Genomic DNA, 23430 nt, shown 5'->3' with positions numbered 1-23430 from the left:
GAGGTCGGTGTTTCATTCAAGAGAATGGTTTTTATAGACTTTAGTCAGTAGCCTTACGGGCCGCACGAATAGTATTTCGAAATAATGGGAGAGGGAGACTGGGATTTAATCGAAACAAAACCAACGAAAGCACGGCTAGTCGGTATTGGCCTCACGTTATTGCTCGGCATAGGGCTCTTTTACTTAATAGCTGACCACAGCGATAAGGCTTACAAACGATACGATGAGCTCCGGTTGGCAGGGAGAATAGATTCGGTATTGTCCTACTCACGAGGGTACCCGCGCGTGAAGCTTGCTACCGGAGAGAACGAGTTGATACACATGCCGTATGCAGGCCAAAAATATTTGCGAGCTGGGGATTATTTGGTAAAAGAGTCTCATAACCAAAAGATTACGCTATATCGCCGTTTTCCTGCTTATACCGAAGTGTCGGTATTCGGCGGCGATAGTACCGATGAAGGTGGCCTTGCCAAGCGCTACCAAATCAAGAAGCCATAAAAAAGGCCGGCCTCCCACGCGGGAAGCCGGCCTTTTTACTTCAAACCTGAAAGCACTACTGGCGGGCCGCCGGGGTAGCCGCGCTGGCCGTGATGGGCGAGGAAACGCGGTTGGCTTCCTTGGTGCTGCTGTAGGCGGGGCACTTCTGGCGGTTGCAGGCGCCCAGGGAGAGGGCCGCGAAGCCGGCGGCGAGCAGAACGTACTTTTTCATAATTATATAAAAACGGGTGAGGGGTTGCGGGGTTGGGCTTCAAAGATAAGCAGAGAGCCTAATATTTCGGCACAACCCGCTAACGCCGAAATTGAATTATTCGTACCCGAGGATGCGCATCATGCTGCCGGCTTCCTGCTGGGGCGCGAAAACGGTATCGGTGAGGGTACCGTCTTCGGCGCGGTCCAAAATAATGTGCTGCGGGGCCGGGATGAGGCAGTGCTTGATGCCGCCGTAGCCGCTGAGGCTCTCCTGGTAGGCGCCGGTGTGGAAGAAGCCGACGTAGAGCGGCTGGGCATCGGCGGGCTTGCGCTCGGGCAGGAAGGTCTGGTAGATGTGCTTCTCGGAGTTGTAGTAGTCCTGCGAGTCGCAGGTGAGGCCGCCGAGCTGGATTTTCTTGTATTGCTTCTCCCAACCGTTGAGGGCCAGCATGATGAAGCGCTGGTTGAGGGCCCAGGTGTCGGGCAGGTTGGTGATGAAGGAGCCGTCAATCATGTACCAGAGCTCCTTGTCGTTCTGCAGCTTTTCGTCGAGGATGCTGTAGATGGTGGCCCCGCTTTCGCCCACGGTGAAGATGCCGAACTCGGTGAAAATGTGCGGCTCGGGCACGCCTTCCTGGGCGCAGATGCGCTGGATGGTGCGCAGGATTTCGGCCACCATGTAGGGGTAGTCGTAGTCGGGCTGGATGCTGGTTTGGATGGGCAGCCCGCCGCCGATATCAATCGTGGTGAGGGTGGGGCAAACCTTGCGCAGCTCGCAATACTTGTGCACGAAGCGGCTTAGCTCGGACCAGTAATAGGACGTGTCCTTGATGCCCGTGCTGATGAAGTAGTGCAGCATGGTGAGCGTGAAGCGCGGGTCGTCCTTGATGCGCTGCTCGTAGATGGGCACGGCATCGGCGTAGCGCACGCCCAGGCGCGAGGTGTAGAACTGGAAGCGCGGCTCCTCATCCGAAGCCAGGCGCATGCCGATGTTCACGTTTTCGCGCACGTGGTCGTGGTAGTACTCGATTTCGTTGGGCGAATCGATGATGGGCATGCAGTTCACAAACCCGTCGTTGATGAGGTCGGCAATTTCCTTCTTGTAAGCCTCGGGCTTGAAGCCGTTGCAGATGATGTGCTTCTGCTTGTCGACCTTGCCCTGGGCGTGCAGGTTGCGGATGATGCTGATGTCGAACCACGACGAGGTTTCGAGGTGGATATCGTTTTTCAGGGCCTCTTCCAGAATGAAGCGGAAGTGCGACGACTTGGTGCAGTAGGCGTAGGAGTAGGAGCCGGTGTACCCTGTTTGGGCGATGCCGTCGGCAAACCATTTCTTGGCCCGCTGAATCTGGGAGCTGATTTTGGGCAGGTAGGTGAGGCGCAGCGGGGTGCCGTATTTCTCCACGAGGGCCATCAGGTCGATGTCGTGGAAGCGCAGCTCGTGGTCCTGCACGGTAAAGTCGGCCGTGGGGAAGTCGAAGGTTTGGGAGATGAGGTCGTGGTACGTATCCATGCGGTTTTGAAAACGGCGAAAAAGCCCGACCTTTGCGGCGGGTGGTACAAAAGTACCGCCGGGGTCGGGTTAACGGCCGGGAACTCTCGGATGTTCTTGCATTATCCCGCCTCGCATCGTGACGATGGAATATTAGCGACTTGGCTACGGCAGATTTTTCTGCCGCAAGGCAGCGCTCGAAGACGGCCGCAAGGTTGTTTTGGAACGATGCCGCCATTCTGCTATCCCAAATTCCCACCCTCCGATGAAACGCATCAAATTACTGGAAGTCCGCTCCGAACTCGGGGCCGGCACCCGAGGTGCCGGCATGGGCATCGACGCCCTGCGCGTGGCCTGCCTCAACAAAGGCTCCGACTATTTCCGCCGGTTCAACTCCGTGGTCGTGCCCGATTTGAATCACGTCCTGTTCGACAAAACACCGTTTCCGTTCGCCAAGCACATCGACGCCATTTATACGGTGCAAAAGGGCATTGCCAGCGCCGTGGAGCAGACGCTGCGCTTCGGCGAGTTCCCGCTGGTGCTGGCCGGCGACCACAGCTCGGCCAACGCCACCATTGCCGGCATCAAGGCCGCGTATCCGCAGAAAACGCTGGGCGTTATCTGGATTGATGCCCACGCCGACATCCACTCGCCCTACACCACGCCCAGCGGCAACGTGCACGGCATGCCCCTGGCCGCCGCGCTGGGCGTTGACAACCTGGCCCACCAGCGCAATATCCCCGATGCCGAAACCGTCTTTTTCTGGCACCGCCTCCAGAACCTGGCCGAGCCCGGCCCCAAGTTGCTGCCCGAGCACCTGGTGTATGTGGTGGTGCGCGACACCGAGGAGGAAGAAGACGCCCTCATCGCCGAGCTGGGCATCAAGTGGATTCGGCTACCCGAAATCAAGGCCAAGGGCTCGCGCCGCCTGTCCCGCGAGATTTACGAGCACCTGCGCTTCTGCGACCTGGTCTACATTTCCTTCGATGTGGATAGCCTCGATTCGAGCTTCAGCATCGGCACCGGCACGCCCGTAGAGGACGGCCTCTACCTCTCCGAAGCCGAAAACCTCTGCCAGGACCTGCTGGAAAACGACCGGGTGGTGTGCTTCGAGATGGTCGAAATCAACCCCACGCTGGACAACGGCAACACAATGGCCAAGAATGCCTTCAACATCCTGGAAAAAGCGACGGATGCCATTGAGCGCCGGCTGCGGCTGGAGGAAGTGGTGAGCCGGTAGGGCGGATTTTTCGCTACTTCAATACCTTCACACTCTCACTCGCACCCGCACAACCATCCTCCGCAATGAGTAAAACAATCAACAATGCCGTTTTCTACGTCGAGTTTCCGGCCACTGACTTAGCCGCGACGAAACGCTTTTATGCCCAGGCGTTCGGGTGGTCATTCGAGGACTATGGTCCCGATTATGTGGCCTTTGAGGACGGGCAGCTAGCGGGCGGGTTTTACCGGGCTGAGAGCGTGCCGCCTAGCAGCCCCCTAGTCGTGCTTTGGGGCGATGCGTTGGAAGAATCGCAAGCGGCGGTGGAAGCGGCCGGGGGCATCATCAGCAAGCCAATCTTTGCTTATCCGGGCGGGCGGCGGTTTCATTTCACCGACCCGAATGGCAACGAATTATCCGTTTGCGGCGCGGTGTAGGGCAGGCCGTAACAGTTGTTGCCAGTGCCACATAAGGGACCTAAATTATTTGCAAACATCCTGTACCTTTGCATCGTACCGTACAAAAAATAAGGGGCCAAGCATACGGCCCAGCCCCTTACCCAAACTACCGGAGCAGCTGCGTGAGCAGGAACAGGCCAATGGCCTTCCCTACACCGCTTGCTACTCCCATCAAAACAGCCTTGCCGGCCATTTGAAGTAGTTTTAACACACGCTTCTTACTCATTTGCCAAGAGAAGTTAGGTGCTGAATCCACCTTCTTCTTTGAAACCTCGGTTGCGCCAACAACCGGGGTTTCGTCTTTTTAGGGACTAGCCGAGGTGAGGTGGAATAACCGTGCGATGCGGCGAAGATAGAAGCCCTCGCCTGCTGCGCCGCAACACCAACCTCATCAAGGCAATCCGGGTGCAGCTCAAGCCCTACCGAACTCGCCCACCAAGCACGCCGTCTGAGAGCGGTTCCAGGGCTACACCAAGCTCATCATCCTCGGCGGGGGCGGGCTGCAAGGCGACACCGCGAGCAAGCCGAACGCCTAAGCGGCGCTAAGAAACAGAAAGCCCCGCCAGTAGCTGGCGGGGCATTTTTGGTGTGGTTTCGTTAGGGGAATTACCTTGTAAAAAATTAGTAGGCTAGAAATTCTACCGTTTTTGTAAACAGCCTGTTAAGAACTACCGGTGCGTTGCCCTAGCTTTGGCCATGCAACGATATTGCGCTCTATGGGCTTTGGGGGGACTATTGGCGGCGTGCACGCCCGAAGAGGGGTTGAACCCGGAACACCCGGATACTTCCTTCACCTTCTACCCGGCGGCGGCCGGACTCTTGCGGGCGCGGAACACGAACGGGGAGGGGGTTCGCACGCTCCGTGACCGGCGGGGACCGGGAAGAAATCACGATGCACAATGAGCCCTTTGTGGTTCGCAGTTGGGTGGGCAACGTCATTACGGTGAGCTACCGCACCAGCGACAAAGGGCGCTTCCTGCCGTGGTTTCGAAGCCGCAACAACAAGCCCACCACCCTCGTGGGGCAAGCACTGAGGTACACCTACGAGGTCATGACCGAGTCCAGTGAAGTGAGGACGGTGCCGGTGGATTCGCTGTCCGTTGACCTGGTGCACGACCGCATTGGCTTTTTTGACCACGGCAAGGCGCTCGGCACATACCCCATTCCGCTCGTGAACTTTTACGTCGACCGGGCCGAGGTCTTTTCCCCTACAACCCATTCGGTTTACGAGTATCGGCCCCGCAACGAAGAGTTGATTGGCAAATGCATCCTCAACCTGACACAGGAATACAAATAACCCTCTTTTCAGTAAACTACTAATCAAAAGCGCTGCCTGAATCTATAAGGGGCAGAAACAGACCTTAACAGGCAGGCCCGAGTTTAAGAAACCCATCCACTAATCAAAGTTTAAGAAATGCTGTTCGAACATGAGTTTCGTAAACTTCAATAGAGCAACAAAAAACCATCAGCCACTGACGGGGCTTTCTGTTGCTTTAAGTTTCGGGCATTCGGCCGGCGGTGGGCCATCATACATCCACCACTTGTCGCCCTTGCCACAGCGCCCACAGCCCCAGCGCCGGCCCCACGGCCAGCGGGAGCAGCAGTAGCTGCGGCGGCAGTAGCAGCGCCAGCCGGTTGGTGAACTGAATGCTGCCAATGGTGAGGGCAAAGCCCAAGCAGTTGACGATGGTGAGCGCGGCCCCGCGCGTGGTAGCGGGGGCGTGCCGGGCCACCAGCGTGGAAAACATCGGCGAATCGGCCACCACCACCAGCCCCCAGAGCCCCAAAAAAGCCCCCAGCACCGCCCCCGAGCCCGTGCCCAGCACCAGCCCCGAAGCCAGGCAGCAGCAGCCCGACAGTCCCAACGCCGCCCCCGCCACCCGGGCCGGCCCCAGCCGCCGGGCCAGCAGCCCCGCGCCCACACAGGCCAGGCTGCCCCCGCCAATGATGCCGAACGACAGCAGCGGCACCGGCACGCCCGCCCCCGGATGCCGGGCATTGAAGGCCGCCAGCACCACCGGCACAAAGGCCCAGAACGTGTAGAGCTCCCACATGTGCCCGAAGTAGCCAAACGCCGCCGCCCGAAACGCCGGCTGCCGGAACCCCGCCAAAAACGCCGTGAGCGCCGGGCGTGCGCCGGCCCGGCGGTAGGGGCCATCGGGCACCAGCACCAGCATGGCCGCGCCGCCCAGCAGCGCCAGGCCGGAAGTGGCCCAGGCCACCGCCTGCCAGGGCAGCGGCCCGCCCACGCTCTTAAGCAGGTGCGGAAACGCGGTGCCCAGTACCAAGGCGCCCACCAGCCAGCCCAGCGAGCGGCCCAGCCCGGCCTCGTAGTAGTCGGCCGCTATTTTCATGCCCACCGGGTAGATGCCGGCCAGGAAAAACCCCGTGAGCACCCGGCAGCCCAGCAGCGCCGCCACCGGCAGGCCCGGCAGCACCAGCCCCAGGTTGCAGAGGGCCGCCAGCGCCGCACTCAGCGCGAATACCCGCGACGGGGAGAAACGGTCGGCCACCGCCAACAGGGCAAAAGCCAGGGTGCCGGCAATGAAGCCCAGCTGCACGGCGCTGGTGAGCGCGGCCACAAAACCGGGCCCCTGGTGCAGGCGCGCCGCCATATCGGGGGCCACGGCATTGCCGGCAAACCACAGCGAGGTGCAGCAAAACTGCGCCCCCACGATGGTGGGAAGAATACGGGACATGAACGAGAGCGGGTGGGAGTGAGAGCCGGCAAAGTACCGCCATTTCGCAGAATGCCTTTTCAGTCCTTTCCATTGGCCATCGGTTGGGGCGTAGTGCCGGAATACATTGCCACGGGCGGCCGGCGAAAACCGAAGCCAGTGCTCCCGCTTTTTGGAAAGGGGGCAGGGGTGCGCTTACCGCCAGCCCGTACCTTTGCCCCGTGCAACAGTTAGAATCCTCCCTCAAAACCGCCCTGCAAACCGCCGCTCAGGCCGTTTTTGGCGTTGAAATCCCCGCCGCCAGCCTCACGCTCCAGCCCACGCGCAAGGAGTTTGCCGGCAGCTTCACCCTCGTCACGTTCCCGCTCACCAAAGCGCTGGGCAAAGGCCCCGAGCAAATCGGCCAGGCCCTGGGCGAGTGGCTGAAAGCCCACGAGCCCCGCGTGAGCGGCTACAACGTGGTGAAAGGCTTCCTCAACCTCGAAATCGCCGATGCCGAGTGGCTGGCTGTGTTTGAGCAGCTGCGCGCCCAGCCCGCCACCGCGCCCGTGGCCACCGACGGCGGCCCGCAAAATGTGGTGGTCGAATACTCCTCGCCCAACACCAACAAGCCCCTGCACCTGGGCCACCTGCGCAACAACTTCCTGGGCTACTCGGTGGCCGAGATTCTGAAAGCCACCGGCGCCACGGTTTCCAAAGTGAACCTGGTGAACGACCGGGGTATTCACATCTGCAAGTCGATGCTGGGCTACCAGCGCTTTGGGCACAACGAAACGCCTGAAAGCGCCGGCATCAAAGGCGACCACCTGGTGGGCAAATACTACGTGCTGTTCGAGAAGCACTACCGCGAGGAAGTGAAGCAGCTCGAAGCCGAAGGCGTAGCCGCCGACATCGCCAAGCGCCAGGCCCCGCTGATGCTGGACGCCCAGCAGATGCTGCAGCAATGGGAAGCCGGCGACGAAGAAGTGGTGGCCCTGTGGCGCCAGATGAATGGCTGGGTGTACGAAGGCCACAACGCCACCTACAAGGCCATTGGCGTCGATTTCGATAAGTTCTACTACGAATCCGGGACCTACCTGTTGGGTAAGGAGCGCGTGGAAGAAGGCATGAACAAAGGCGTGTTCTTCAACAAGGAGAACGGCTCGGTGTGGGTGGATTTGCAGGCCGAGGGCCTCGACGAGAAGCTCCTGCTGCGCGGCGACGGCACCAGCGTGTACATCACCCAGGACTTGGGCACGGCCGAGCTCAAGTACCAGGATTTCGGCTACGACAGCAGCATCTACGTCATCGCCGACGAGCAGAACTATCACATGCAGGTGCTGCAAGCCACGCTCAAAAAGCTGGGCAAGCCCTACGCCGACGCCATCCACCACCTCAGCTACGGCATGGTGGACCTGCCCACCGGCAAGATGAAAACCCGCGAAGGAACCGTGGTGGACGCCGACGAGCTGGTGCGCGACGTGGAAGAAGCCGCCAAAGCTGCCACCCTCGAAAAAGGCAAAACCGAAGGCCTCAGCGATACCGAGCTGGAAGAGCTCTACCACATGCTGGGCCTCGGCGCGCTGAAATACTACCTGCTGAAAGTGGACCCCAAGAAGCGCATGCTCTTCAACCCCGAAGAGTCGGTGAGCCTCGAAGGTCACACCGGCCCGTTCATCCAGTATTCGCACGCCCGCATTGCCGCCATTCGCCGCAAAGCCGCCGAGCTGGGTATTGATGAAACGGCCGATTGGAGCCAGATTTCCAGCCTCGAAGGCACCGAGCGCGAGCTGGTGCAGGAATTGGCCCGTTATTCGGCTGTGGTAGCCGAAGCGGCCCGCAACCTCTCGCCCGCCGTTATCGCACAGTACGCCTACGATTTGGCGAAGGCCTACAATCGGTTCTACGCCGAAGTGTCGATTTTCCAGGAAACCGACGTGGCTAAGCGTAGCCTGCGGGTGGCTCTGTCGGCCCGGGTAGGCGAGCAGATTAAGCAGTCGCTGAAGCTGCTGGGCATGCAGGTGCCCGAGCGCATGTAGAGACGCAATATTTTGCGTCTCGTCGTTGAACGGCTCGCGTTGAACGGCCGGAATTACGCTATTTAAACAACATCAGCAACGACGAGACGCAAAATATTGCGTCTCTACATCGTTCCAGAACATGAAAAATATTGCCGTGTACTGTGGTTCCAGCGCCGGAACCAATCCGAACTACATCATCCAGGCGCAGGCTCTTGCTAAGGCAATGGTAGCGCAAGGCCTCACGCTGGTGTACGGCGGCGGCCGGGTGGGCCTGATGGGCACCATCGCCGATGCCGTGCTAGCGGAAGGCGGCCAGGTTATCGGCGTCATTCCTGATTTTCTGGATGCTAAAGAACTGGCCCACAAAGGCTGCACGGAGCTACACGTCGTAAAATCCATGCACGAGCGCAAGCTCATGATGGCCGACCGCGCCGATGGCTTCATTGCCATGCCCGGCGGCTACGGCACCCTCGAAGAGCTGTTCGAAGTGCTGACCTGGGGCCAGCTCGGCCTGCACCAGAAGCCCGTGGCCCTGCTGAATGTAGACGGCTACTACGACCTGCTCCTGCAATCCCTTGACCGCATGCGCGACGACCAGCTGCTGCGCGCCGAAAACCGCGCCCAGCTCCTGCAATCGGCCAACCCAGTGGAATTATTGGCGCAGATGATGGCGTATAAGCCAGTGCAATTGGAGAAGTGGCTCACGCCGCCCACCACCTGATTGTAGCGCGGACTTTGGAGTCCGCGAATCGGTTGCTGGAACTCGCGGACTCCAAAGTCCGCGCTACAAACCACCGTCCGAAACCCTACTGGCCTTCGTATGGTTACGCACGCAACTGCGCAATCCATTACCTTCAACTCATGAAAAATTCCCTTCTCCTCACGCTGGCCACGGCCGCTACGGCCGTAGTCTTTATCGCCGCCAAACCGGCTGCTCCCACCGCCATGACTGCCCCCGCCGAAACCGCCGCTGCCCCCGCTTCCGTGTATGATTTCACCGTGAAATCCATCGACGGCAAAAACGTGAAGCTGAGCAAATACAAAGGCAAGAAGCTACTGATTGTGAACACCGCCTCGAAATGTGGCTACACTCCGCAGTACAAGGAGCTGGAGGAACTGTCGAAGAAATACGGCAACAAGGTAGTCGTGCTGGGCTTTCCCTCGAATAGCTTCAACCAGGAGCTGGCTTCCAACTCCGAAGTGGCCTCGTTTTGCGAGAAGAACTACGGCGTGACCTTCCCATTGTTCGAAACCGTAGCGGTCAAAGGCGACGACGCTACGCCGCTCTACAAATACCTGTCGGACAAAACCAAAAACGGCGCGGTATCGGACGCGCCGAACTGGAATTTCTGCAAATACCTGGTCGATGAAAAGGGCCACGTGGTGAAGTTCTACAGCTCGAAAGTGACGCCCCTCAGCCCCGAGCTGGTGGCTGATATCACGAAGTAATTTTTTTGACGAAATGCATTTTGAAAGAACGTCGTGCCCCGCATGACGTTCTTTTGTTTTTATTTCCGTTTGCCCCGTTGCCCATGTCGCCCTGGATTTCTGCATTCCGCCCCCGCACCCTGCCGCTGGCCCTGGCCAGCATCCTCACGGGTGCTTTCCTGGCTGCCGCCAACGGCCATTTTAATGGCCTGGTGGTCGGCCTGGCGGCCCTCACCACCATCCTGCTCCAAATCCTCAGCAACCTCGCCAACGACTACGGCGACTCGCAAAACGGGGCCGACAGCATCCACCGCGAAGGCCCGCAACGCGCCGTGCAAAGCGGGGCCATCACGCCCGCTCAAATGAAGCGCGGCATGTGGATTTGCGGCCTGCTGGCGCTGGGCAGCGGCCTCGCGCTGCTGTGGGTGGCGCTGGGCGCGGCCGGGCTGGGGCTGTTTCTGGCGTTTCTGGCGCTGGGGCTGGCGGCCATCTGGGCGGCGGTAAACTACACAGCGGGCTCCAACCCGTACGGTTATGCCGGTTTTGGTGACATTTCGGTGTTCCTGTTTTTTGGCATTGTCGGCGTTTGCGGTACTTACTTCTTGCAAACCCGGATGCTGCCGCTCCAAGTGCTGCTGCCCGCCGCCGCGCTGGGCTGCTTCGCCACGGCGGTGCTGAATGTGAACAACATCCGCGACATCAATTCCGATGTGCTGGCGGGCAAAATCACCATTCCGGTGCGGCTGGGGCCGGTGCATGCCCGGCGCTACCACTGGCTGCTGCTGGTGCTGGGCGTGGGCTGCGCCACGGTATTTGTGGCCCTCACGTACCATTCGCCGTGGCAGTGGCTGTTTGCGCTGGCCACGCCACTATTTGCCTTCAACGCCATCCAGGTATGGCAGCGCAAAGAATCGATGCAGATTGACCCGCTGCTAAAGCAAATGGCGCTGAGCACGCTGGTGTTTACGGTGCTGTTTGGGGTGGGGCAGGTGCTGGGGTAGAATGAAGAACATGGATAATCAACCAAATACCCTTTCCGCTGCTAATAACGTGCTGGCACCGGCCTTCTATTTGTTACAAGAACAAGGCTATGCAGTTTCTTATGATGCCACCCAAGAATGGTGGATAGCAAGAAAAGGCGAATTACGGTTTCTTGCTTACAGCACCATTGAGTTATGCGGGTTGATTTACATCTATGAGCAGAAGGGTGATGAATGGGCTGTATCAGATGATAAGATTAACGAGTTTTTGAAAATAGATTAAAAGCCGATGCTTTCCGAGAAGGAAACTACCCGCCGCAGTAAGCTGCTGAGCCTGGTATTGCGCCACGACCCCGCCCACATTGGCATTACCCTAGACGAACAAGGGTGGGTTGCCGTGCCCGAGCTATTGGCGCACCTGGCCCAACACCAGCAGCCGCTGACGCTTGAGCAGTTGGTTTACATTGTGGAAACGAATGCCAAGCAGCGCTTCCGGTTCAACGACGACCGAAGCCGAATCCGGGCCAGCTAGGGTCATTCCGTCGAAGTGGAACTGGGCTACACGTCGGTGGTGCCGCCTGAAGTGCTTTATCATGGCACGGCGGTTCAGCATCAGGCCGCTATCCTGCGCGACGGGCTGCGGAAAATGTCGCGCCACCACGTTCACCTGAGTGCCGATGTGGCTACGGCTCGCACGGTGGGCCGTCGGCACGGCCGGCTGGTGCTATTTGAAGTGGCCGCCGGGCAGCTGCACCGCAACGGCCAGGCCTTCTACCAAGCCGATAACGGCGTTTGGCTGACGGATGAAGTGCCGGCTGGTTACCTGCGCCAAATGCCCGAAATAGCGTAACCGTCGCGCAGTAGGCATTAGGCAGAATAGCGGATTTACCTTGCAGGCTCTACCCACTACCGCATGCAACGCGCCTACTACCACGCCCTAATTGCCGACTTTCTCGGCCACCACGAAGACCGAATTATGGGGGCGCTGGCGGTGGCGCACCAGCACGCGCTGGAGGAGCAGCAGAAAGGCGCTTGGCAGCAGCAGATTCGCATCCTAAAACGTGAGTTGGCCGGATTCGCGCACGGCTACGTGTTGTTTGAAGTAGCAATTCCGCGCATGGGCAAGCGCGCCGATGTCATCGTACTGCTGAATGATGCTGTATTCGTACTCGAATTCAAAGTAGGTAGCGACACCTATGACCAGAGCGGCCAGGACCAGGTGCTTGACTACGCGCTCGACCTGAAGAATTTCCACGCCGGTAGCCACCACGCACGCATCTTGCCGGTGTTGGTTGCCACCCGGGCGGCCGAATATGCCAACCAGCTTCAGCCTTATGCGGACGGGCTTTATGAACCGCTCTTGGCCAATGCCACGCAGCTGACGGCCGTGCTGCAACTGGGCTTGGCCGCGGCCACCAACGCGCCGCTGAATCCGGCCGAATGGGTGCAGGCCGGCTACCATCCCACGCCCACCATCATCGAAGCGGCCCAGGCGCTCTATAAGGGCCACCGGGTCGCGGACATTACCCGTTCCGATGCGGGAGCGGCCAACTTAGCCATCACCGGGACGTGCATTTCCGCCATCATCGACCGCGCCAAAGCTGCTGGACGCAAAGCCATTTGCTTTGTGACTGGCGTGCCGGGCGCGGGCAAAACCCTGGCCGGCCTCAACATTGCCAACGAGCGCACGCAGGTGGATGCGCAGGAACACGCCGTGTTTCTTTCCGGCAATGGCCCGCTGGTGGAAGTGCTGCGCGAAGCCCTGGCCCGCGACAAAGTGCAGGATGAGAAACAGCGCGGCGGTCGCCTCAACAAGAAACAGGCGGTATCGCAGGTGCAGTCGTTTATTCAGAATATTCACCATTTTCGTGACGAGGCCCTGCGCCACGCGGGGCCGCCCATCGAGAAAGTAACGGTGTTTGACGAGGCCCAACGGGCGTGGTCGGCCCAGCAGGCCAGCAAGTTCATGCAGCAGAAACGCGGGCAGGCTGACTTCTTCATGTCGGAACCCGAATTCCTGGTGGAAGTGATGGACCGCCACCCTGACTGGTGCACGGTGGTCTGTTTAATTGGTGGCGGCCAGGAAATCAATACGGGCGAGGCTGGCCTCGAAGAGTGGCTGCGGGCTTTTGAAACGCGCTTTTCGGCGTGGGATATTTACTATTCCCGCCGCATTCGGGACGACCGCAACTACCTGCCCGGTGCCAGCGCCGTAGCCCGATTGGATGCCCTGGTGGCTGAGCCGCTGGATGACTTGCACCTGGCCGTTTCAGTACGCTCCTTTCGGGCCGAGCAGTTGGCGGCCTTTGTACAGGCTGTGCTCGATACCAACCTGACCGAAGCCCGCCGGCTCTATACCAGCCATTTGCAGTCGGTGTATCCGCTATGTCTCACACGCCGGCTCGAAACGGCCAGAGAATGGCTTCGGCAGCGCGCCCGCGGCACCGAGCGGTGCGGGCTGGTGGCCTCATCGGGCGCACACCGGCTCAAGCCGTTGGGGTTGAATATTAAAGATAAGATTGACGCGCCCGTGTGGTTTTTGAACGACCGGGCCGATGTGCGCTCGTCGTACTACCTCGAAGACGTGGCCACCGAATTTGATATTCAGGGCCTGGAGCTGGATTGGGTGGGCGTGGCCTGGGATGCGGATTTGCGGCTGCACCAGGGCCAGTGGCACTACCAGAAGTTTGTGGGTACCAAGTGGCAGCAATGCCATACCGCCGACAGCCGCCGCTACCTGCTCAATGCGTATCGGGTATTGCTGACGCGCGCCCGGCAAGGGATGGTTTTATTTATTCCGGAGGGTACTGCGGCCGACCCAACGCGCTTGCCAAGCTTCTACCAGGGCGTTTATGAATTTTTTCGGGCAATAGGCATTCCCGAACTGGAGCAAGTGCAGAATTAAAGCAAAGCGGGCCCCCATCCGTCACGGATGAAACACGCTTAACAACTCCCAACCATGCCCAAAACCGCTTTTATCACCGGCACTTCCACTGGCATTGGCGCGGCCGCCGTGCGTCTCTTTGCCCAGCACGGCTGGCAGGTGGCCGCCACCATGCGCAACCCCGCCGATGCCAAATTCGAAGACCTGCCCAACGTCCGCGTCTACGCCCTGGACGTGACCGACGCAGTGGCCGCCCCCCGCGCTATCCAGCAGGCCCATACTGATTTTGGCAGTCTCGATGTCCTCATCAACAACGCTGGCTACGGCCTCGTCGGCCCTTTTGAAACGGCCACCGACGCCCAGATTCAGGAACAATTTGCCACCAATATGTTTGGCGTTTTTGCCGTGACGCGGGCGGCTCTGCCCCTGATGCGCGAGCAGAAATCCGGCGTTATCATCAACATCACCTCGGTGGGCGGCCGCACAGCCTTCCCAATGAACTCGCTCTACCACGCCACCAAATTCGGCCTCGATGGTTTCTCCGAATCCTTGTGGTACGAGTTGGCTCCTTTCGGCATTCAGGTGAAAGTAGTGGCCCCCGGCGGCGTGGCAACGGACTTTGCCACCCGCTCCCTCAAAATGACCATCGACCCGGCCAACGATGCCGACCCCTATGCCAGCCAGGTGCGCAGCGTACTGGCTGCCTTCAGCGCGCGCGGTGGCGCGGCCAGCCAGCCCGAGCAGATTGCCGAAGTCATCTACACCGCTGCCACTGACGGCACCTCACAGCTCCGCTACATTGCCGGCGACGATGCCAAGGGTATTCTTGGCGCTAAAGCTCAAATGAGCGAAGCCGATTTCGCCGCCATGATTAAGCAGAATTTCGGGGTGTAAAGCTGGCCGGTTTCGACCGACGTTGCATAAAAAAAGCGGCCTCCAGGGGCCGCTTTTTTTATTTGATATCGCGCTTTATTCGGCCGATGTTGCCGGAGCGGCGGGAGCATCGCCAGCAGCCGGAGTTGCCGAGCCTTCGGGCTTCGGCCCGCGGCTGCGGTTGCGGCCGCCACGGCTGCGGCGGCGTTCGCCGTCGGCGCGAGGCTCGCGGGTTTCGCCTTCGGGCCGCGGCTCACGTGGCGGCCGGGATTCGCCTTCCGGCCGGGGAGCGCGGGGCTCACGCGGTTCGCGCGGTGGGCGGGATTCGCCTTCGGGGCGCGGTGTGCGCTCGGGGCGGGGGCCACGGTCGCGGCGCTCTTCGCCTTCGGGGCGGGGCGGGCGCTGGTAGGGCACGGCGGGCGCGTGGCCGGCATCGAGGGCGGCCAAGGCATTTTTGGCGGCGGCGAGGCGCTCTAGGTGCTTGGGGTCTTTGGGGTCGGGGGCGTCGCGGCGGGGCGGGCGGTTGCCGTCACGTCCGCCATCGCGGCCACCGCCTTCGCGGCGCGGGCCACGGTCGCCACCTTCGGGGCGAGGACCACGGTCGCGGCCTCCGCCGCCTCCGCCGTGGCCACCACGGGCCGGGCGGCCGCCAATTTTACCACCCAGGCCAGCGAAGCGCTTGGGGTCGAACTCCGGGGCGGGGCCTAGGCCCAGCTCCTCGGTAATGGCGCGCTTCTCGATGTCGCGCTCGATGAGCTTTTCAATCTTCAGTACCCGGTCCTGGTCCTGGTCCGAGATGAAGGTGATGGCAGTGCCTTTGGTGGCGGCGCGGGCCGTGCGGCCGATGCGGTGCACGTAATCCTCGGCGGCGCGGGGAATGTCGTAGTTCACCACGTGGCTCAGCGAGTCGATGTCGATGCCGCGGCTGAGCACATCGGTGGCCACCAGAATGGGAAACTGCTTGTTTTTGAAGGCGCGCATGATTTCCTCGCGTTCTTCTTGAGTGCGGTCGGAGCTGATGCCGCGGGCTTCGATACCGAGCTTGTTCACGGCCTTCACAATGCCGCCCACAGCCGCTTTCTGGCTGGTGAAGAGTACCATGCTCTGCACGTCCTGGGTTTTGATGATGTGCTCGAGGATGTAGATTTTCTGGCGGTCGAAGGCCATGTAAAACTGCTGGTCAATACCAGCGGCGGGCTTGGACACGGCCAGCCGGATTTCGTCAGGATTTTGCAGAATCTGCTGCGAGAATTCCCGGATTTTCTGGGGCATGGTGGCCGAGAACAGCAGCGTCTGGCGCTCTTTGGGCAGCTGCCGCACGATGTTGAAGATGTCGTCCGAGAAGCCCATGTCCATCATCTTATCGGCCTCATCCAGCACCAGGTACTTTATTTGGTCAAACTTCACGTAGCCCATTTGCAGGTGCGCGATGAGGCGGCCGGGCGTGGCAATGATGATGTCGGCCCCGGAGGTGAGGGCGCGCTTCTGCTGCTCCCAGTTCTCGGATTTGCCGCCGCCGTAAATGGCTATCGAACTGGCTTCCACGTAGTAGCCGAAGCCCATCACCTGCTCGTCAATCTGGGTGGCCAGTTCGCGGGTGGGCACCAGAATGAGGGTGGTGGTGTGGCCGTGCTTGGCGTGTGAAATCTTGTCGAGCAATGGCAGCAGGTAGGCGGCGGTTTTGCCGGTGCCGGTCTGGGCGCAGGCAATCAGGTCCTTGCCCTCAATGATTTTGGGAATGGCCTGCTCCTGAATGGGGGTGGCCTGCTGGTAGTTCATGGCGTCGATGCCAGAAAGCAGGTCGTCGTGGAGGTTGAATTCGTGAAACGTCAAGGTTCAGCTGTTGAAAGTTGTTAAAGGGCTGACCTTGATGCCGTGGTCAGCAAACCGCTTGATTTGAGGTAAAGATACGGCGGGCAGCGGGTGTTGCGCGGCGGTGGATAATGGGGTGATGGATTGAAAAAGTATGTGCCATGCTGAGTGGAGTCAAAGCATTTCTGCTGCTTTGTGGTGTCGATTGGGATTACTCCTGCGGTAGAGATGCTTCGACTCCGCTCAACATGACGTTCTTTGGGGCTCCCGATAATCCCGATTCTTCATGCCCACCCTCGACCGTTTCTCCACCCAGGCCGCCGACTATGCCCGCTACCGCATTGCCTATCCCGCCGAGCTCTACGACTGGCTGCTGCCGCAGGTGCCGGGCCGCGAGCGGGCCTGGGACTGCGCCACCGGCAACGGCCAGGTAGCGGTTGTGCTGGCCGAATCATTCGTGCGGGTTGACGCTACCGACCTCAGCGAAAACCAATTAGCCCAGGCCCCGGCGCGGCCCAACATCCACTACCAGCGGGCTACTGCCGAGCACACACCTTTCCCCGACCAGCGCTTCGACCTCATCACCGTGGCCCAGGCCGTGCACTGGTTCGATAGCGAAGCCTACCACCAAGAGGTGCGCCGCGTGGCCCGCCCCGGCGCGGTACTGGCCGAGTGGGGCTACCAGCTGTGCCGCCTCGAAACGCCCGAGCTGAACCAGGTGCTCGATGGGTTTCACGACGTGACCTCGGGCCCGTATTGGGACGCCAACCGCCGCCACATCGAAAACGAGTACGCCAACCTGCCTTTCCCCTTTGCCGATGTGCGGCAGGCCCGCTTTGCTGTGGTAAAGCATTGGACGGTAGATGATATGCTGAATTATTTGCGCACCTGGTCGGCCACGGCCAACTATGCCCGGCAGCACGCCGGGGCCGATATGGTGGCCCTGGTGGCCGACGAGCTGACGCAGCTGTGGGGCCCGCAGGCGCGCCCCGCCACGTTCCCGGTCTTTGCCCGGGCCGGGCGGGTAGAATAATTGGCCGGCCGCCGCGTTGGCAAGCCAAATCAAGCCTTGTTTATGACCATTCTGGCTACCCAACTGCGGGCCGTGGCCTTGTTCTACCGCAGTGTCGTGCCCTTCATGGCAGGCGTTTCGGCCCTGATATTGCTGGCCGTGCTGCTGCCCGCATTGCGCGAGGGCTGGGGGCACAGCCTGCTGCCAGCACTGCTGCTCATTAAGCTAGCCACCGCGCCGGTGGTGTGGTACCTGTCGGAGCAGCTGCGGCCAGGGCAGTATTGGTTCTACTTCAACCTGAATATTTCGCGCCGACGATTATGGGCTGGGGTAGTGGCACTTGATGGCGGGCTGTTTCTGGGGAGTGCTTTGCTCATGCGGACGGCACTGTCATGAGCCGGAATTCAGATAAGCCAGCTGGCCCGCAGGTGCTGGAGGCGGATGGCATTCGCATCGGGTTTGGTGAGCGGCAAGTGCTGAGCGACATCTACCTGCGCGTGCAAACCGGCCAGATTGTGGGCCTGCTGGGCCGCAACGGCAGCGGGAAGTCGATGTTGCTCCAAACCATTTTCGGTGCCCGGGCGGTAGCCGATGCCTCGGTGCGGGTGAACGGCCGGCGCGTGGTACCGGCCTTTCGCCACCCGGGCCTGTTGAACTATCTGCCGCAGGAACCGCTGTTGCCGCCTTCGCTTTCAGTGATGCAGGCGGCTGATATGCTGGGTGTCGACCTCGTAAAAGCCACCGCTGGTTTTCCGGAGCTGCGCCCGCAGTTTGGCCGGCGGCTGGGCGAGTTGTCGGGGGGCTCGGGCCGGCTGGTGCAGGCGCTCCTGCTTTTGCACGCTGATACGGCTTTTTCGCTATTCGACGAACCGTTTTCGGGCGTGATGCCGGTGCACGTCGAAGCCCTGGCCGAGGAAATGCAGCACCTCAAGCACCGTAAAGGCCTGCTGATTACCGACCACCGCTACGCCGAGGTGCTGCCCATCTGCGACGTGGTGTACCTGCTGCACCAGGGCCGCCTGCTGAAGCTGGATGGCGACGTGCGCGAGCAGCTGCGCGATTATGGATATTTGGCGACTTAAGCCAATTTGTGGCCCGGCGCGTAGCTTGCCGGTTTTCCAAGCAGTCTGATATGTCGTTGCCGCTTCCCTTTGCCCATCTTCGCGTTCTCGAACTCGCTTCCGTGCTGGCCGGCCCACAGGTGGGCCAGTTTTTTGCCGAGTTGGGGGCTGAAGTGCTGAAAATCGAGAGTCCGGCCGGCGACGTTACGCGCACCTGGAAAACCAGTGCCGAAACAGCCGCTTCCCAAGCCGCTGCAGATGCTTCGGTTTCGGCCTACTTCGCCGCTTCCAACTGGGGCAAAAGCTCGCTGGTGCTCGACCTGACCACCGTCCCCGGCCAGGCAGATTTGCACCAACTAGCCGCCCAAGCCGATATCGTGCTGGCCAGCTATAAGCCCGGCGACGCCGAAAAGCTGCGCGCCGACTACGCCACGCTGTCCGCCCAAAACCCGCGCCTGCTCTACGGCCACCTCACCGGCTACGGCCCAGCTAATGCCCGCGCCGGCTACGATGCCGTGCTGCAGGCCGAAGCCGGCTTCATGTACCTCAACGCCGCCGGCCCCGGCCAGGCACCCCAGAAAATGCCCGTGGCCATGGTCGACCTGCTGGCCGCGCACCAGTTAAAGGAAGGCTTGCTGACGGCTCTGTTTCAGCGCGAAAAAACCGGCTGCGGGGCACTGGTACAAGTCAGTCTGCTCGACAGTGCGCTCTCGGCCCTGGCCAACCAGGCGGCTACTTTCCTCGTCACTGGGCATGACCCGCAGCCGCTGGGCTCGGGCCACCCCAGCATCGTGCCCTACGGCCCCGTTTATCGCGCCGCCGATGGCCGGGCTATGGTGCTGGCCGTCGGCTCCGATGGGCAATTCCGGCAGCTCTGCGCCGCGCTGGGCCGCCCCGAGTGGGCCACCGATGTGCGTTTCGCTACCAACCCGGCCCGCGTAGCGCACCGTCCCGAACTGGAAGCCTTGTTAACCGCAGCCATCGCCGCGGTGAGTGGCGACGAGCTGCTGGCCGAGCTGGAGTGCCGTGCCGTGCCCGCCGGAGCCGTGCGCACGGTGGGGGAGGCCCTGCGCCATCCCTCGGCTCGGCCCATGCTGCTGCCGGGGGCCAGCCCCGGTCCACATGGCCTGCGCACGGTAGCTTTCCGCAGCCCGCAATGGGCCGTAGCAAGCCAGCTGAGTGCGCCCCCGGGCCTGGGAGTGGCCGCAATTGCCACTTTTTCGCCGGGCTCATTGGCATCGGATGCAACTACGGCCTCGCTTACTTGCGTACCCCCTGCAACCTGAGTGGCGGCTAGTGGCCGCGCCTTGTTGTGCTTTTAATAGGTAATTTTCTGCCCCGTGCCGCGCTTATTCGTGGCTTATTCCCCTTTCGCATGGCTAAATCATCCCCCAAAAAAAGCGCCGCGCCCGCGCCGTTAGTCACTCCTGAACCAACGACTACGCCGAAGCCCGCACCCGCGCCGGCCCGCCGTAAAGCCGCGAAAACTTCTAAAGACAGCAAAGCAACGGCCGCCAAACCCAGCGCTCCTCGGCCGGCGGTGCCCGAAACCGTCCATACCGGGGCCACCGCCACCAACAACCACCCCACGGCCGCAGCCGGCTCGCCCACCGAGGCCCCGGCCGACCGCCTCAACCAGATTTTTGAGGGCCTCAAGCAGAAATCCACGGCCAAGCAGGCCATCTTCCGCAATACCCAGGCTGCATTCGACTGCTTGCGGCTGGTGTCGCAGGAGCTGGTAGTGGAGCTCAGCCGCAAGCTCACGCCCCTCGATTCGAGCGTGGTCATTGAGTACCGCTCCATCAACGACATGGAGTTTCACATCCGGTTTTCGGGCGATTTGCTGGTGTTCGTGATGCACTCCAACATCGTGACCTTCCCCGACGACTACGGTCCCATGCCCAGCAAATACGTTGAAGCTGACTTTCGCCGCCGCTTCTTCGGCCATATCATGGCCTATAACTTCATGGCCGACAGCATTAAATACCAGCGCCTTAACGACCCCGGCTACCTCGTGGGCCGCCTGCTCGTCAACATCAACAACCACTACTTCCTCGAAGGCGTGCAGCAACTCGAGCTGCCCGACAACGACATGAGCGACAACCCGGTAACGCCCGAGTCCATGCGGCTCTTTGTGGAAAGCGCCATGATTGCTGCTGTCAACAACGACCTCATTGCGCCGCCGCTGCCCGAAATCCAGAAAATATCGGTAAAGCAAAAGCTGGAAAATCAGCAGGTGAGCCGCGGCAGCAAGGTCGGCTTCAGCTTCTCGGCCCAGCAGGCATTTTAGAGCAGTCTGTCATTGCGAGGCATAGCAGAAGCAATCAGTCCTGTCAAAGCCAGTCACTTTCTTGATACCAAAAAGGCTATGTCACATCTCAGGGCGGGTCGCATTGGAAGGACGGATTGCCGCGTTGCGTCTCTGCTTAATGCGCAGAATGCTCCACTCGCAATGACAGGCAAAATCTACCGCCCGTAGCCCACTTTCTGGCGCACTTTGGCCAGTACGCCCGCGCCGTACTCCTGTGCTCGCGTTGCGCCAATGGCCAGCGCCGCATCCAGTTCGGGCAGGTTGTTCATGTAGAAATCGAACCGCTCCCGCTCCACGGCGAAGCGGCGCAGAATCAACTCGTACAGCTCCTTTTTGGCGTGGCCGTAGCCGTAGCCGCCGGCCAGGTAGTTGGCGCGCATCGTCTCCGTTTCGGCCGGCGTGGCCAGCAGCGAGTAGAGCTTGAACGTCACATCAGTGTCCGGATTTTTGGGCGCTTCCAGCGGTGTGCTGTCCGAAATAATGGTTTTGATGGCCTTCAGCAGGTCTTTTTCCGGCAGGAAAATATCGATGATGTTGCCGTAGCTCTTGCTCATCTTCGCGCCATCGGTGCCGGGAATAGTCATCAGCTGCTCGTCGGCACGGGCCTTGGGCAGCACCAGCGTCTCGCCGTAGCGGTTGTTGAAGGCGCTGGCAATGTCGCGGGCAATTTCGAGGTGCTGAATCTGGTCTTTGCCCACGGGCACTATTTCCGCATCGTAGAGCAGTATATCGGCCGCCATCAGCACCGGATAGGTGAACAGGCCGGCGTTCACGTCCGACAGCTTGTCGCTCTTGTCCTTGAAGCTGTGCGCGTTGGCCAGCATGGGGTAGGGCGTAAAGCAGCTCAGGTACCAGGTCAGCTCCGTCACTTGCGGTACGTCGGACTGCCGGTAAAACAGGTTTTTCTCGGTATCGAAGCCGCAGGCCAGCCACGCGGCGGCCACGGCGTAGGTATTGGCGCGCAGCACCTCGGGGTCGCGCACGGTGGTGAGCGAGTGCAGGTCGGCGATGAAATACAGCGAGTCGTTGGTCGGGTTTTTCGACAGCTCGATGGCGGGCAAAATGGCTCCAAGCAGGTTGCCGAGGTGCGGCCGGCCGGTGCTCTGAATGCCGGTAAGAATGCGTGACATGTAGATAATTAAGGAGTTAAGCGCACGCCCTGGTTGTAGGCGTGCACAGTGGCAACCAGCTGGGCCCGGCTGACCGCGTTAGTAGCAAATTGGCGCTGCAGCACCGGGTCGGCCGGAAACAGGGCGGCCACGAAGCCGCCGGGCGCCAGTTTCGGGTCGAACCCCGGCGTGCGGCCGGGACTGTACGCAAAGAACGTACTCGTGCCGGCTTTGCGCAGCACCGGCAGCTTCACGTGGGCCTTAAAATTGGTGCCCATCTCCACCTGATAGTAATAATAAAACAGCTCCACCGGGCCGGTTTCGAGGATTTCGAGCAGCGCGGGTTCCTTAAAATCCGCATCGGTGCCGCTGAGGAAACGGAAATCATTTACCCGCACAAACCGATGGTTTTCCACGGTGAAGGCCGTGACTTCGGCGGCGCGAAACTTGCGCTCCTTGCCGTTTTTCACGCCCACCATCATGGTGGGGCTGCCGTTTTCGGCCAGGGCCAGCTTCAGCGAAGCCTCACCTTTGGAACCGTTGGCCAACTGGTAGGTGCCGGGCGCAAAATTGAACTGGGCGCGGGCCACGGCGGGCAGCAAAAAGGCCCCGGCCGCCAGTAGAAAGTAAGAAAGTCGCATGGCGGTGAAAGGCTGGCGCGCGGGAAAAAGTTACACGCTCACGTTTTCTACGGCTTCTTCCTGTAGTTCGGCGGTTTCCTCTTTGCCTAAGTATTTGTCAATGAGGAAATGCGCCAGGTACAGCACCGGCGTGAGCAGAATGGCCGCCGCAAACTTGTACCAGTAGTTGGTGTTGGCCACGCTGATAACCTGGTCGAAACTCCAGTTGCCGAACACATAAAACGCCACGTACAGCACCACAAACGAATCGACCAGTTGTGAAATCAACGTCGAGCCCGTGGCGCGCAGCCAGATATAGCGCCCGCCTGTAGCCTTGCGCAGGGCCGTGAAAATAGTGGCATCAAGCACCTGCCCCACCGCAAATGCGGTGATGGACCCCGTGATGATGCCCAGCCCTTGCCGGAAAATGCTCTGGTAGGCAAAGTCGATGTTGAAGGGCCGCCCAACATTATCCGTCTTGTTGACATCGAGCCAGAAATCGGCCGGCGGCAGCTTGGTGGTGAGGTAGATAACCCCAAACGCGAACAGAATAAGCACCACCGTCAGGTAGCTGATGCGCAGCACCCCGGCTTTGCCGAAATACTCGTTGATGATGTCGGTGGTCACGAACACGACGGGCCAGATGAGCACGCCCGCCGTGAGGTTGCCGGGCAGCCCCATGAGCTTGTCGGCCGAGAAAATTTTGACGCCGATGATTTCGGCCAGCAGCGCATTTACCAGAAAAATCCCGCTGAGCACGAGGTAGAGCTGCTGCTTTTTATTGGCGAAGGTGTTCATAGGAA

23 protein-coding genes and 1 pseudogene are annotated in these 23430 nt (G+C 60.5%); 17 read left to right on the top strand and 7 right to left on the bottom strand.

Annotated features, from left to right (window positions below; genetic code table 11):
- Window positions 1–285: 285 nt before the first annotated feature.
- A complete protein-coding gene (locus ACYVM5_RS21625) occupies window positions 286–498 on the top strand; it encodes a hypothetical protein (protein WP_460620160.1) in 213 nt (70 codons plus the stop codon).
- 55 nt (window positions 499–553) lie between these two features.
- Here ACYVM5_RS21625 and ACYVM5_RS21620 read toward each other — a convergent pair whose 3' ends face one another.
- Together ACYVM5_RS21620 and ACYVM5_RS21615 are read right to left on the bottom strand one after the other, a co-directional pair.
- Window positions 554–709 (bottom strand): hypothetical protein, encoded by a 156-nt coding sequence (locus ACYVM5_RS21620; protein WP_198070108.1) that lies wholly within the window; start codon window positions 707–709, stop codon window positions 554–556.
- 96 nt (window positions 710–805) lie between these two features.
- A complete protein-coding gene (locus ACYVM5_RS21615) occupies window positions 806–2203 on the bottom strand; it encodes a type III PLP-dependent enzyme domain-containing protein (RefSeq protein ID WP_460620158.1) in 1398 nt (465 codons plus the stop codon).
- 244 nt (window positions 2204–2447) lie between these two features.
- Between ACYVM5_RS21615 and ACYVM5_RS21610 the strand changes: the two genes are divergently transcribed.
- From ACYVM5_RS21610 to ACYVM5_RS21600, 3 genes are all read left to right on the top strand, one after another.
- Window positions 2448–3422 (top strand): arginase, encoded by a 975-nt coding sequence (locus ACYVM5_RS21610; protein WP_460620157.1) that lies wholly within the window; start codon window positions 2448–2450, stop codon window positions 3420–3422.
- Window positions 3423–3487: 65 nt separating this feature from the next.
- The gene (locus ACYVM5_RS21605; protein WP_460620156.1) at window positions 3488–3838 is read left to right on the top strand and encodes a VOC family protein; all 351 of its coding nucleotides are present in this window, start codon (window positions 3488–3490) and stop codon (window positions 3836–3838) included.
- Between the two features lie 913 nt (window positions 3839–4751).
- Complete coding sequence (locus ACYVM5_RS21600; protein WP_460620155.1) at window positions 4752–5156, top strand: hypothetical protein; 405 nt, start codon at window positions 4752–4754, stop codon at window positions 5154–5156.
- Window positions 5157–5385: 229 nt separating this feature from the next.
- On the opposite strand, the gene ACYVM5_RS21595 is transcribed toward ACYVM5_RS21600, so the two are convergent.
- The gene (locus ACYVM5_RS21595; protein ID WP_460620154.1) at window positions 5386–6558 is read right to left on the bottom strand and encodes an MFS transporter; all 1173 of its coding nucleotides are present in this window, start codon (window positions 6556–6558) and stop codon (window positions 5386–5388) included.
- A 200-nt stretch (window positions 6559–6758) separates the two neighbouring features.
- Here ACYVM5_RS21595 and argS point away from each other — a divergent pair, with 200 nt between their 5' ends.
- The 8 genes and pseudogenes from argS (at window position 6759) to ACYVM5_RS21555 (ending at window position 14723) form a co-directional block, all read left to right on the top strand.
- Complete coding sequence (gene argS / locus ACYVM5_RS21590; protein ID WP_460620153.1) at window positions 6759–8555, top strand: arginine--tRNA ligase; 1797 nt, start codon at window positions 6759–6761, stop codon at window positions 8553–8555.
- A 121-nt stretch (window positions 8556–8676) separates the two neighbouring features.
- The gene (locus ACYVM5_RS21585; RefSeq protein ID WP_460620152.1) at window positions 8677–9258 is read left to right on the top strand and encodes an LOG family protein; all 582 of its coding nucleotides are present in this window, start codon (window positions 8677–8679) and stop codon (window positions 9256–9258) included.
- A 140-nt stretch (window positions 9259–9398) separates the two neighbouring features.
- Window positions 9399–9986 (top strand): glutathione peroxidase, encoded by a 588-nt coding sequence (locus ACYVM5_RS21580; protein ID WP_460620151.1) that lies wholly within the window; start codon window positions 9399–9401, stop codon window positions 9984–9986.
- Between the two features lie 83 nt (window positions 9987–10069).
- Window positions 10070–10966 carry a prenyltransferase gene (locus ACYVM5_RS21575; protein ID WP_460620150.1) on the top strand — a complete coding sequence of 299 codons (897 nt, stop codon included), beginning with the start codon at window positions 10070–10072 and terminating at the stop codon, window positions 10964–10966.
- A 10-nt stretch (window positions 10967–10976) separates the two neighbouring features.
- Window positions 10977–11228 carry a hypothetical protein gene (locus ACYVM5_RS21570; RefSeq protein WP_460620149.1) on the top strand — a complete coding sequence of 84 codons (252 nt, stop codon included), beginning with the start codon at window positions 10977–10979 and terminating at the stop codon, window positions 11226–11228.
- Between the two features lie 6 nt (window positions 11229–11234).
- Window positions 11235–11795, top strand: a pseudogene (locus ACYVM5_RS21565) (RNA 2'-phosphotransferase).
- Window positions 11796–11858: 63 nt separating this feature from the next.
- Window positions 11859–13850 carry a DUF2075 domain-containing protein gene (locus ACYVM5_RS21560; protein WP_460620148.1) on the top strand — a complete coding sequence of 664 codons (1992 nt, stop codon included), beginning with the start codon at window positions 11859–11861 and terminating at the stop codon, window positions 13848–13850.
- Between the two features lie 54 nt (window positions 13851–13904).
- On the top strand, window positions 13905–14723 hold the full coding sequence (locus tag ACYVM5_RS21555; RefSeq protein ID WP_460620147.1) for an SDR family oxidoreductase: 819 nt from the start codon (window positions 13905–13907) through the stop codon (window positions 14721–14723).
- Window positions 14724–14798: 75 nt separating this feature from the next.
- On the opposite strand, the gene ACYVM5_RS21550 is transcribed toward ACYVM5_RS21555, so the two are convergent.
- The gene (locus ACYVM5_RS21550; protein ID WP_460620146.1) at window positions 14799–16535 is read right to left on the bottom strand and encodes a DEAD/DEAH box helicase; all 1737 of its coding nucleotides are present in this window, start codon (window positions 16533–16535) and stop codon (window positions 14799–14801) included.
- A gap of 265 nt (window positions 16536–16800) precedes the next feature.
- Between ACYVM5_RS21550 and ACYVM5_RS21545 the strand changes: the two genes are divergently transcribed.
- From ACYVM5_RS21545 to ACYVM5_RS21525, 5 genes are all read left to right on the top strand, one after another.
- Complete coding sequence (locus tag ACYVM5_RS21545) at window positions 16801–17547, top strand: class I SAM-dependent methyltransferase (RefSeq protein ID WP_460620145.1); 747 nt, start codon at window positions 16801–16803, stop codon at window positions 17545–17547.
- Between the two features lie 42 nt (window positions 17548–17589).
- Window positions 17590–17922, top strand: a complete 333-nt coding sequence (locus tag ACYVM5_RS21540) for a hypothetical protein (RefSeq protein WP_460620144.1) — start codon at window positions 17590–17592, stop codon at window positions 17920–17922.
- Window positions 17919–18608, top strand: a complete 690-nt coding sequence (locus ACYVM5_RS21535) for an ATP-binding cassette domain-containing protein (protein WP_460620143.1) — start codon at window positions 17919–17921, stop codon at window positions 18606–18608. Before ACYVM5_RS21540 ends, ACYVM5_RS21535 begins: the two co-directional genes overlap by 4 nt.
- 50 nt (window positions 18609–18658) lie before the next feature.
- Window positions 18659–19873, top strand: coding sequence for a CaiB/BaiF CoA transferase family protein (locus ACYVM5_RS21530; RefSeq protein ID WP_460620142.1), 1215 nt, complete (start codon window positions 18659–18661; stop codon window positions 19871–19873).
- An 89-nt stretch (window positions 19874–19962) separates the two neighbouring features.
- Entirely contained in the window at window positions 19963–20877 is a 915-nt protein-coding gene (locus ACYVM5_RS21525; RefSeq protein WP_460620141.1) for a hypothetical protein, read from the top strand.
- A 176-nt stretch (window positions 20878–21053) separates the two neighbouring features.
- Here ACYVM5_RS21525 and trpS read toward each other — a convergent pair whose 3' ends face one another.
- Genes trpS through ACYVM5_RS21510 form a run of 3 tightly spaced genes read right to left on the bottom strand, consistent with a single transcriptional unit; the run spans window position 21054 to window position 23425 of the window.
- Window positions 21054–22028: a tryptophan--tRNA ligase gene (trpS, locus tag ACYVM5_RS21520; RefSeq protein ID WP_460620140.1), complete on the bottom strand. Its 975-nt coding sequence runs from the start codon at window positions 22026–22028 to the stop codon at window positions 21054–21056.
- Between the two features lie 8 nt (window positions 22029–22036).
- The gene (locus ACYVM5_RS21515) at window positions 22037–22648 is read right to left on the bottom strand and encodes a hypothetical protein (RefSeq protein ID WP_460620139.1); all 612 of its coding nucleotides are present in this window, start codon (window positions 22646–22648) and stop codon (window positions 22037–22039) included.
- 30 nt (window positions 22649–22678) lie between these two features.
- Window positions 22679–23425: a VUT family protein gene (locus ACYVM5_RS21510; RefSeq protein ID WP_460620138.1), complete on the bottom strand. Its 747-nt coding sequence runs from the start codon at window positions 23423–23425 to the stop codon at window positions 22679–22681.
- Window positions 23426–23430 lie beyond the last annotated feature (5 nt).

It is taken from the genome of Hymenobacter ruber, from assembly GCF_054783255.1.
The sequence above is the reverse complement of the archived record's forward strand: the minus strand, read 5'-3'. Positions and strand labels throughout refer to the sequence as shown.

Coding starts and splice junctions, on each gene's coding strand:
- ACYVM5_RS21610 (WP_460620157.1), top strand. CDS start 2,448: ATGAAACGCATCAAATTACTGGAAGTCCGCTCCGAACTCGGGGCCGGC.
- ACYVM5_RS21595 (WP_460620154.1), bottom strand. CDS start 6,558: ATGTCCCGTATTCTTCCCACCATCGTGGGGGCGCAGTTTTGCTGCACC.
- ACYVM5_RS21575 (WP_460620150.1), top strand. CDS start 10,070: ATGTCGCCCTGGATTTCTGCATTCCGCCCCCGCACCCTGCCGCTGGCC.
- ACYVM5_RS21615 (WP_460620158.1), bottom strand. CDS start 2,203: ATGGATACGTACCACGACCTCATCTCCCAAACCTTCGACTTCCCCACG.
- ACYVM5_RS21540 (WP_460620144.1), top strand. CDS start 17,590: ATGACCATTCTGGCTACCCAACTGCGGGCCGTGGCCTTGTTCTACCGC.
- ACYVM5_RS21580 (WP_460620151.1), top strand. CDS start 9,399: ATGAAAAATTCCCTTCTCCTCACGCTGGCCACGGCCGCTACGGCCGTA.
- ACYVM5_RS21605 (WP_460620156.1), top strand. CDS start 3,488: ATGAGTAAAACAATCAACAATGCCGTTTTCTACGTCGAGTTTCCGGCC.
- ACYVM5_RS21585 (WP_460620152.1), top strand. CDS start 8,677: ATGAAAAATATTGCCGTGTACTGTGGTTCCAGCGCCGGAACCAATCCG.
- ACYVM5_RS21535 (WP_460620143.1), top strand. CDS start 17,919: ATGAGCCGGAATTCAGATAAGCCAGCTGGCCCGCAGGTGCTGGAGGCG.
- ACYVM5_RS21570 (WP_460620149.1), top strand. CDS start 10,977: ATGGATAATCAACCAAATACCCTTTCCGCTGCTAATAACGTGCTGGCA.
- ACYVM5_RS21515 (WP_460620139.1), bottom strand. CDS start 22,648: ATGCGACTTTCTTACTTTCTACTGGCGGCCGGGGCCTTTTTGCTGCCC.
- trpS (WP_460620140.1), bottom strand. CDS start 22,028: ATGTCACGCATTCTTACCGGCATTCAGAGCACCGGCCGGCCGCACCTC.
- ACYVM5_RS21600 (WP_460620155.1), top strand. CDS start 4,752: ATGCACAATGAGCCCTTTGTGGTTCGCAGTTGGGTGGGCAACGTCATT.
- ACYVM5_RS21620 (WP_198070108.1), bottom strand. CDS start 709: ATGAAAAAGTACGTTCTGCTCGCCGCCGGCTTCGCGGCCCTCTCCCTG.
- ACYVM5_RS21525 (WP_460620141.1), top strand. CDS start 19,963: ATGGCTAAATCATCCCCCAAAAAAAGCGCCGCGCCCGCGCCGTTAGTC.
- ACYVM5_RS21530 (WP_460620142.1), top strand. CDS start 18,659: ATGTCGTTGCCGCTTCCCTTTGCCCATCTTCGCGTTCTCGAACTCGCT.
- ACYVM5_RS21560 (WP_460620148.1), top strand. CDS start 11,859: ATGCAACGCGCCTACTACCACGCCCTAATTGCCGACTTTCTCGGCCAC.
- ACYVM5_RS21510 (WP_460620138.1), bottom strand. CDS start 23,425: ATGAACACCTTCGCCAATAAAAAGCAGCAGCTCTACCTCGTGCTCAGC.
- ACYVM5_RS21545 (WP_460620145.1), top strand. CDS start 16,801: ATGCCCACCCTCGACCGTTTCTCCACCCAGGCCGCCGACTATGCCCGC.
- ACYVM5_RS21555 (WP_460620147.1), top strand. CDS start 13,905: ATGCCCAAAACCGCTTTTATCACCGGCACTTCCACTGGCATTGGCGCG.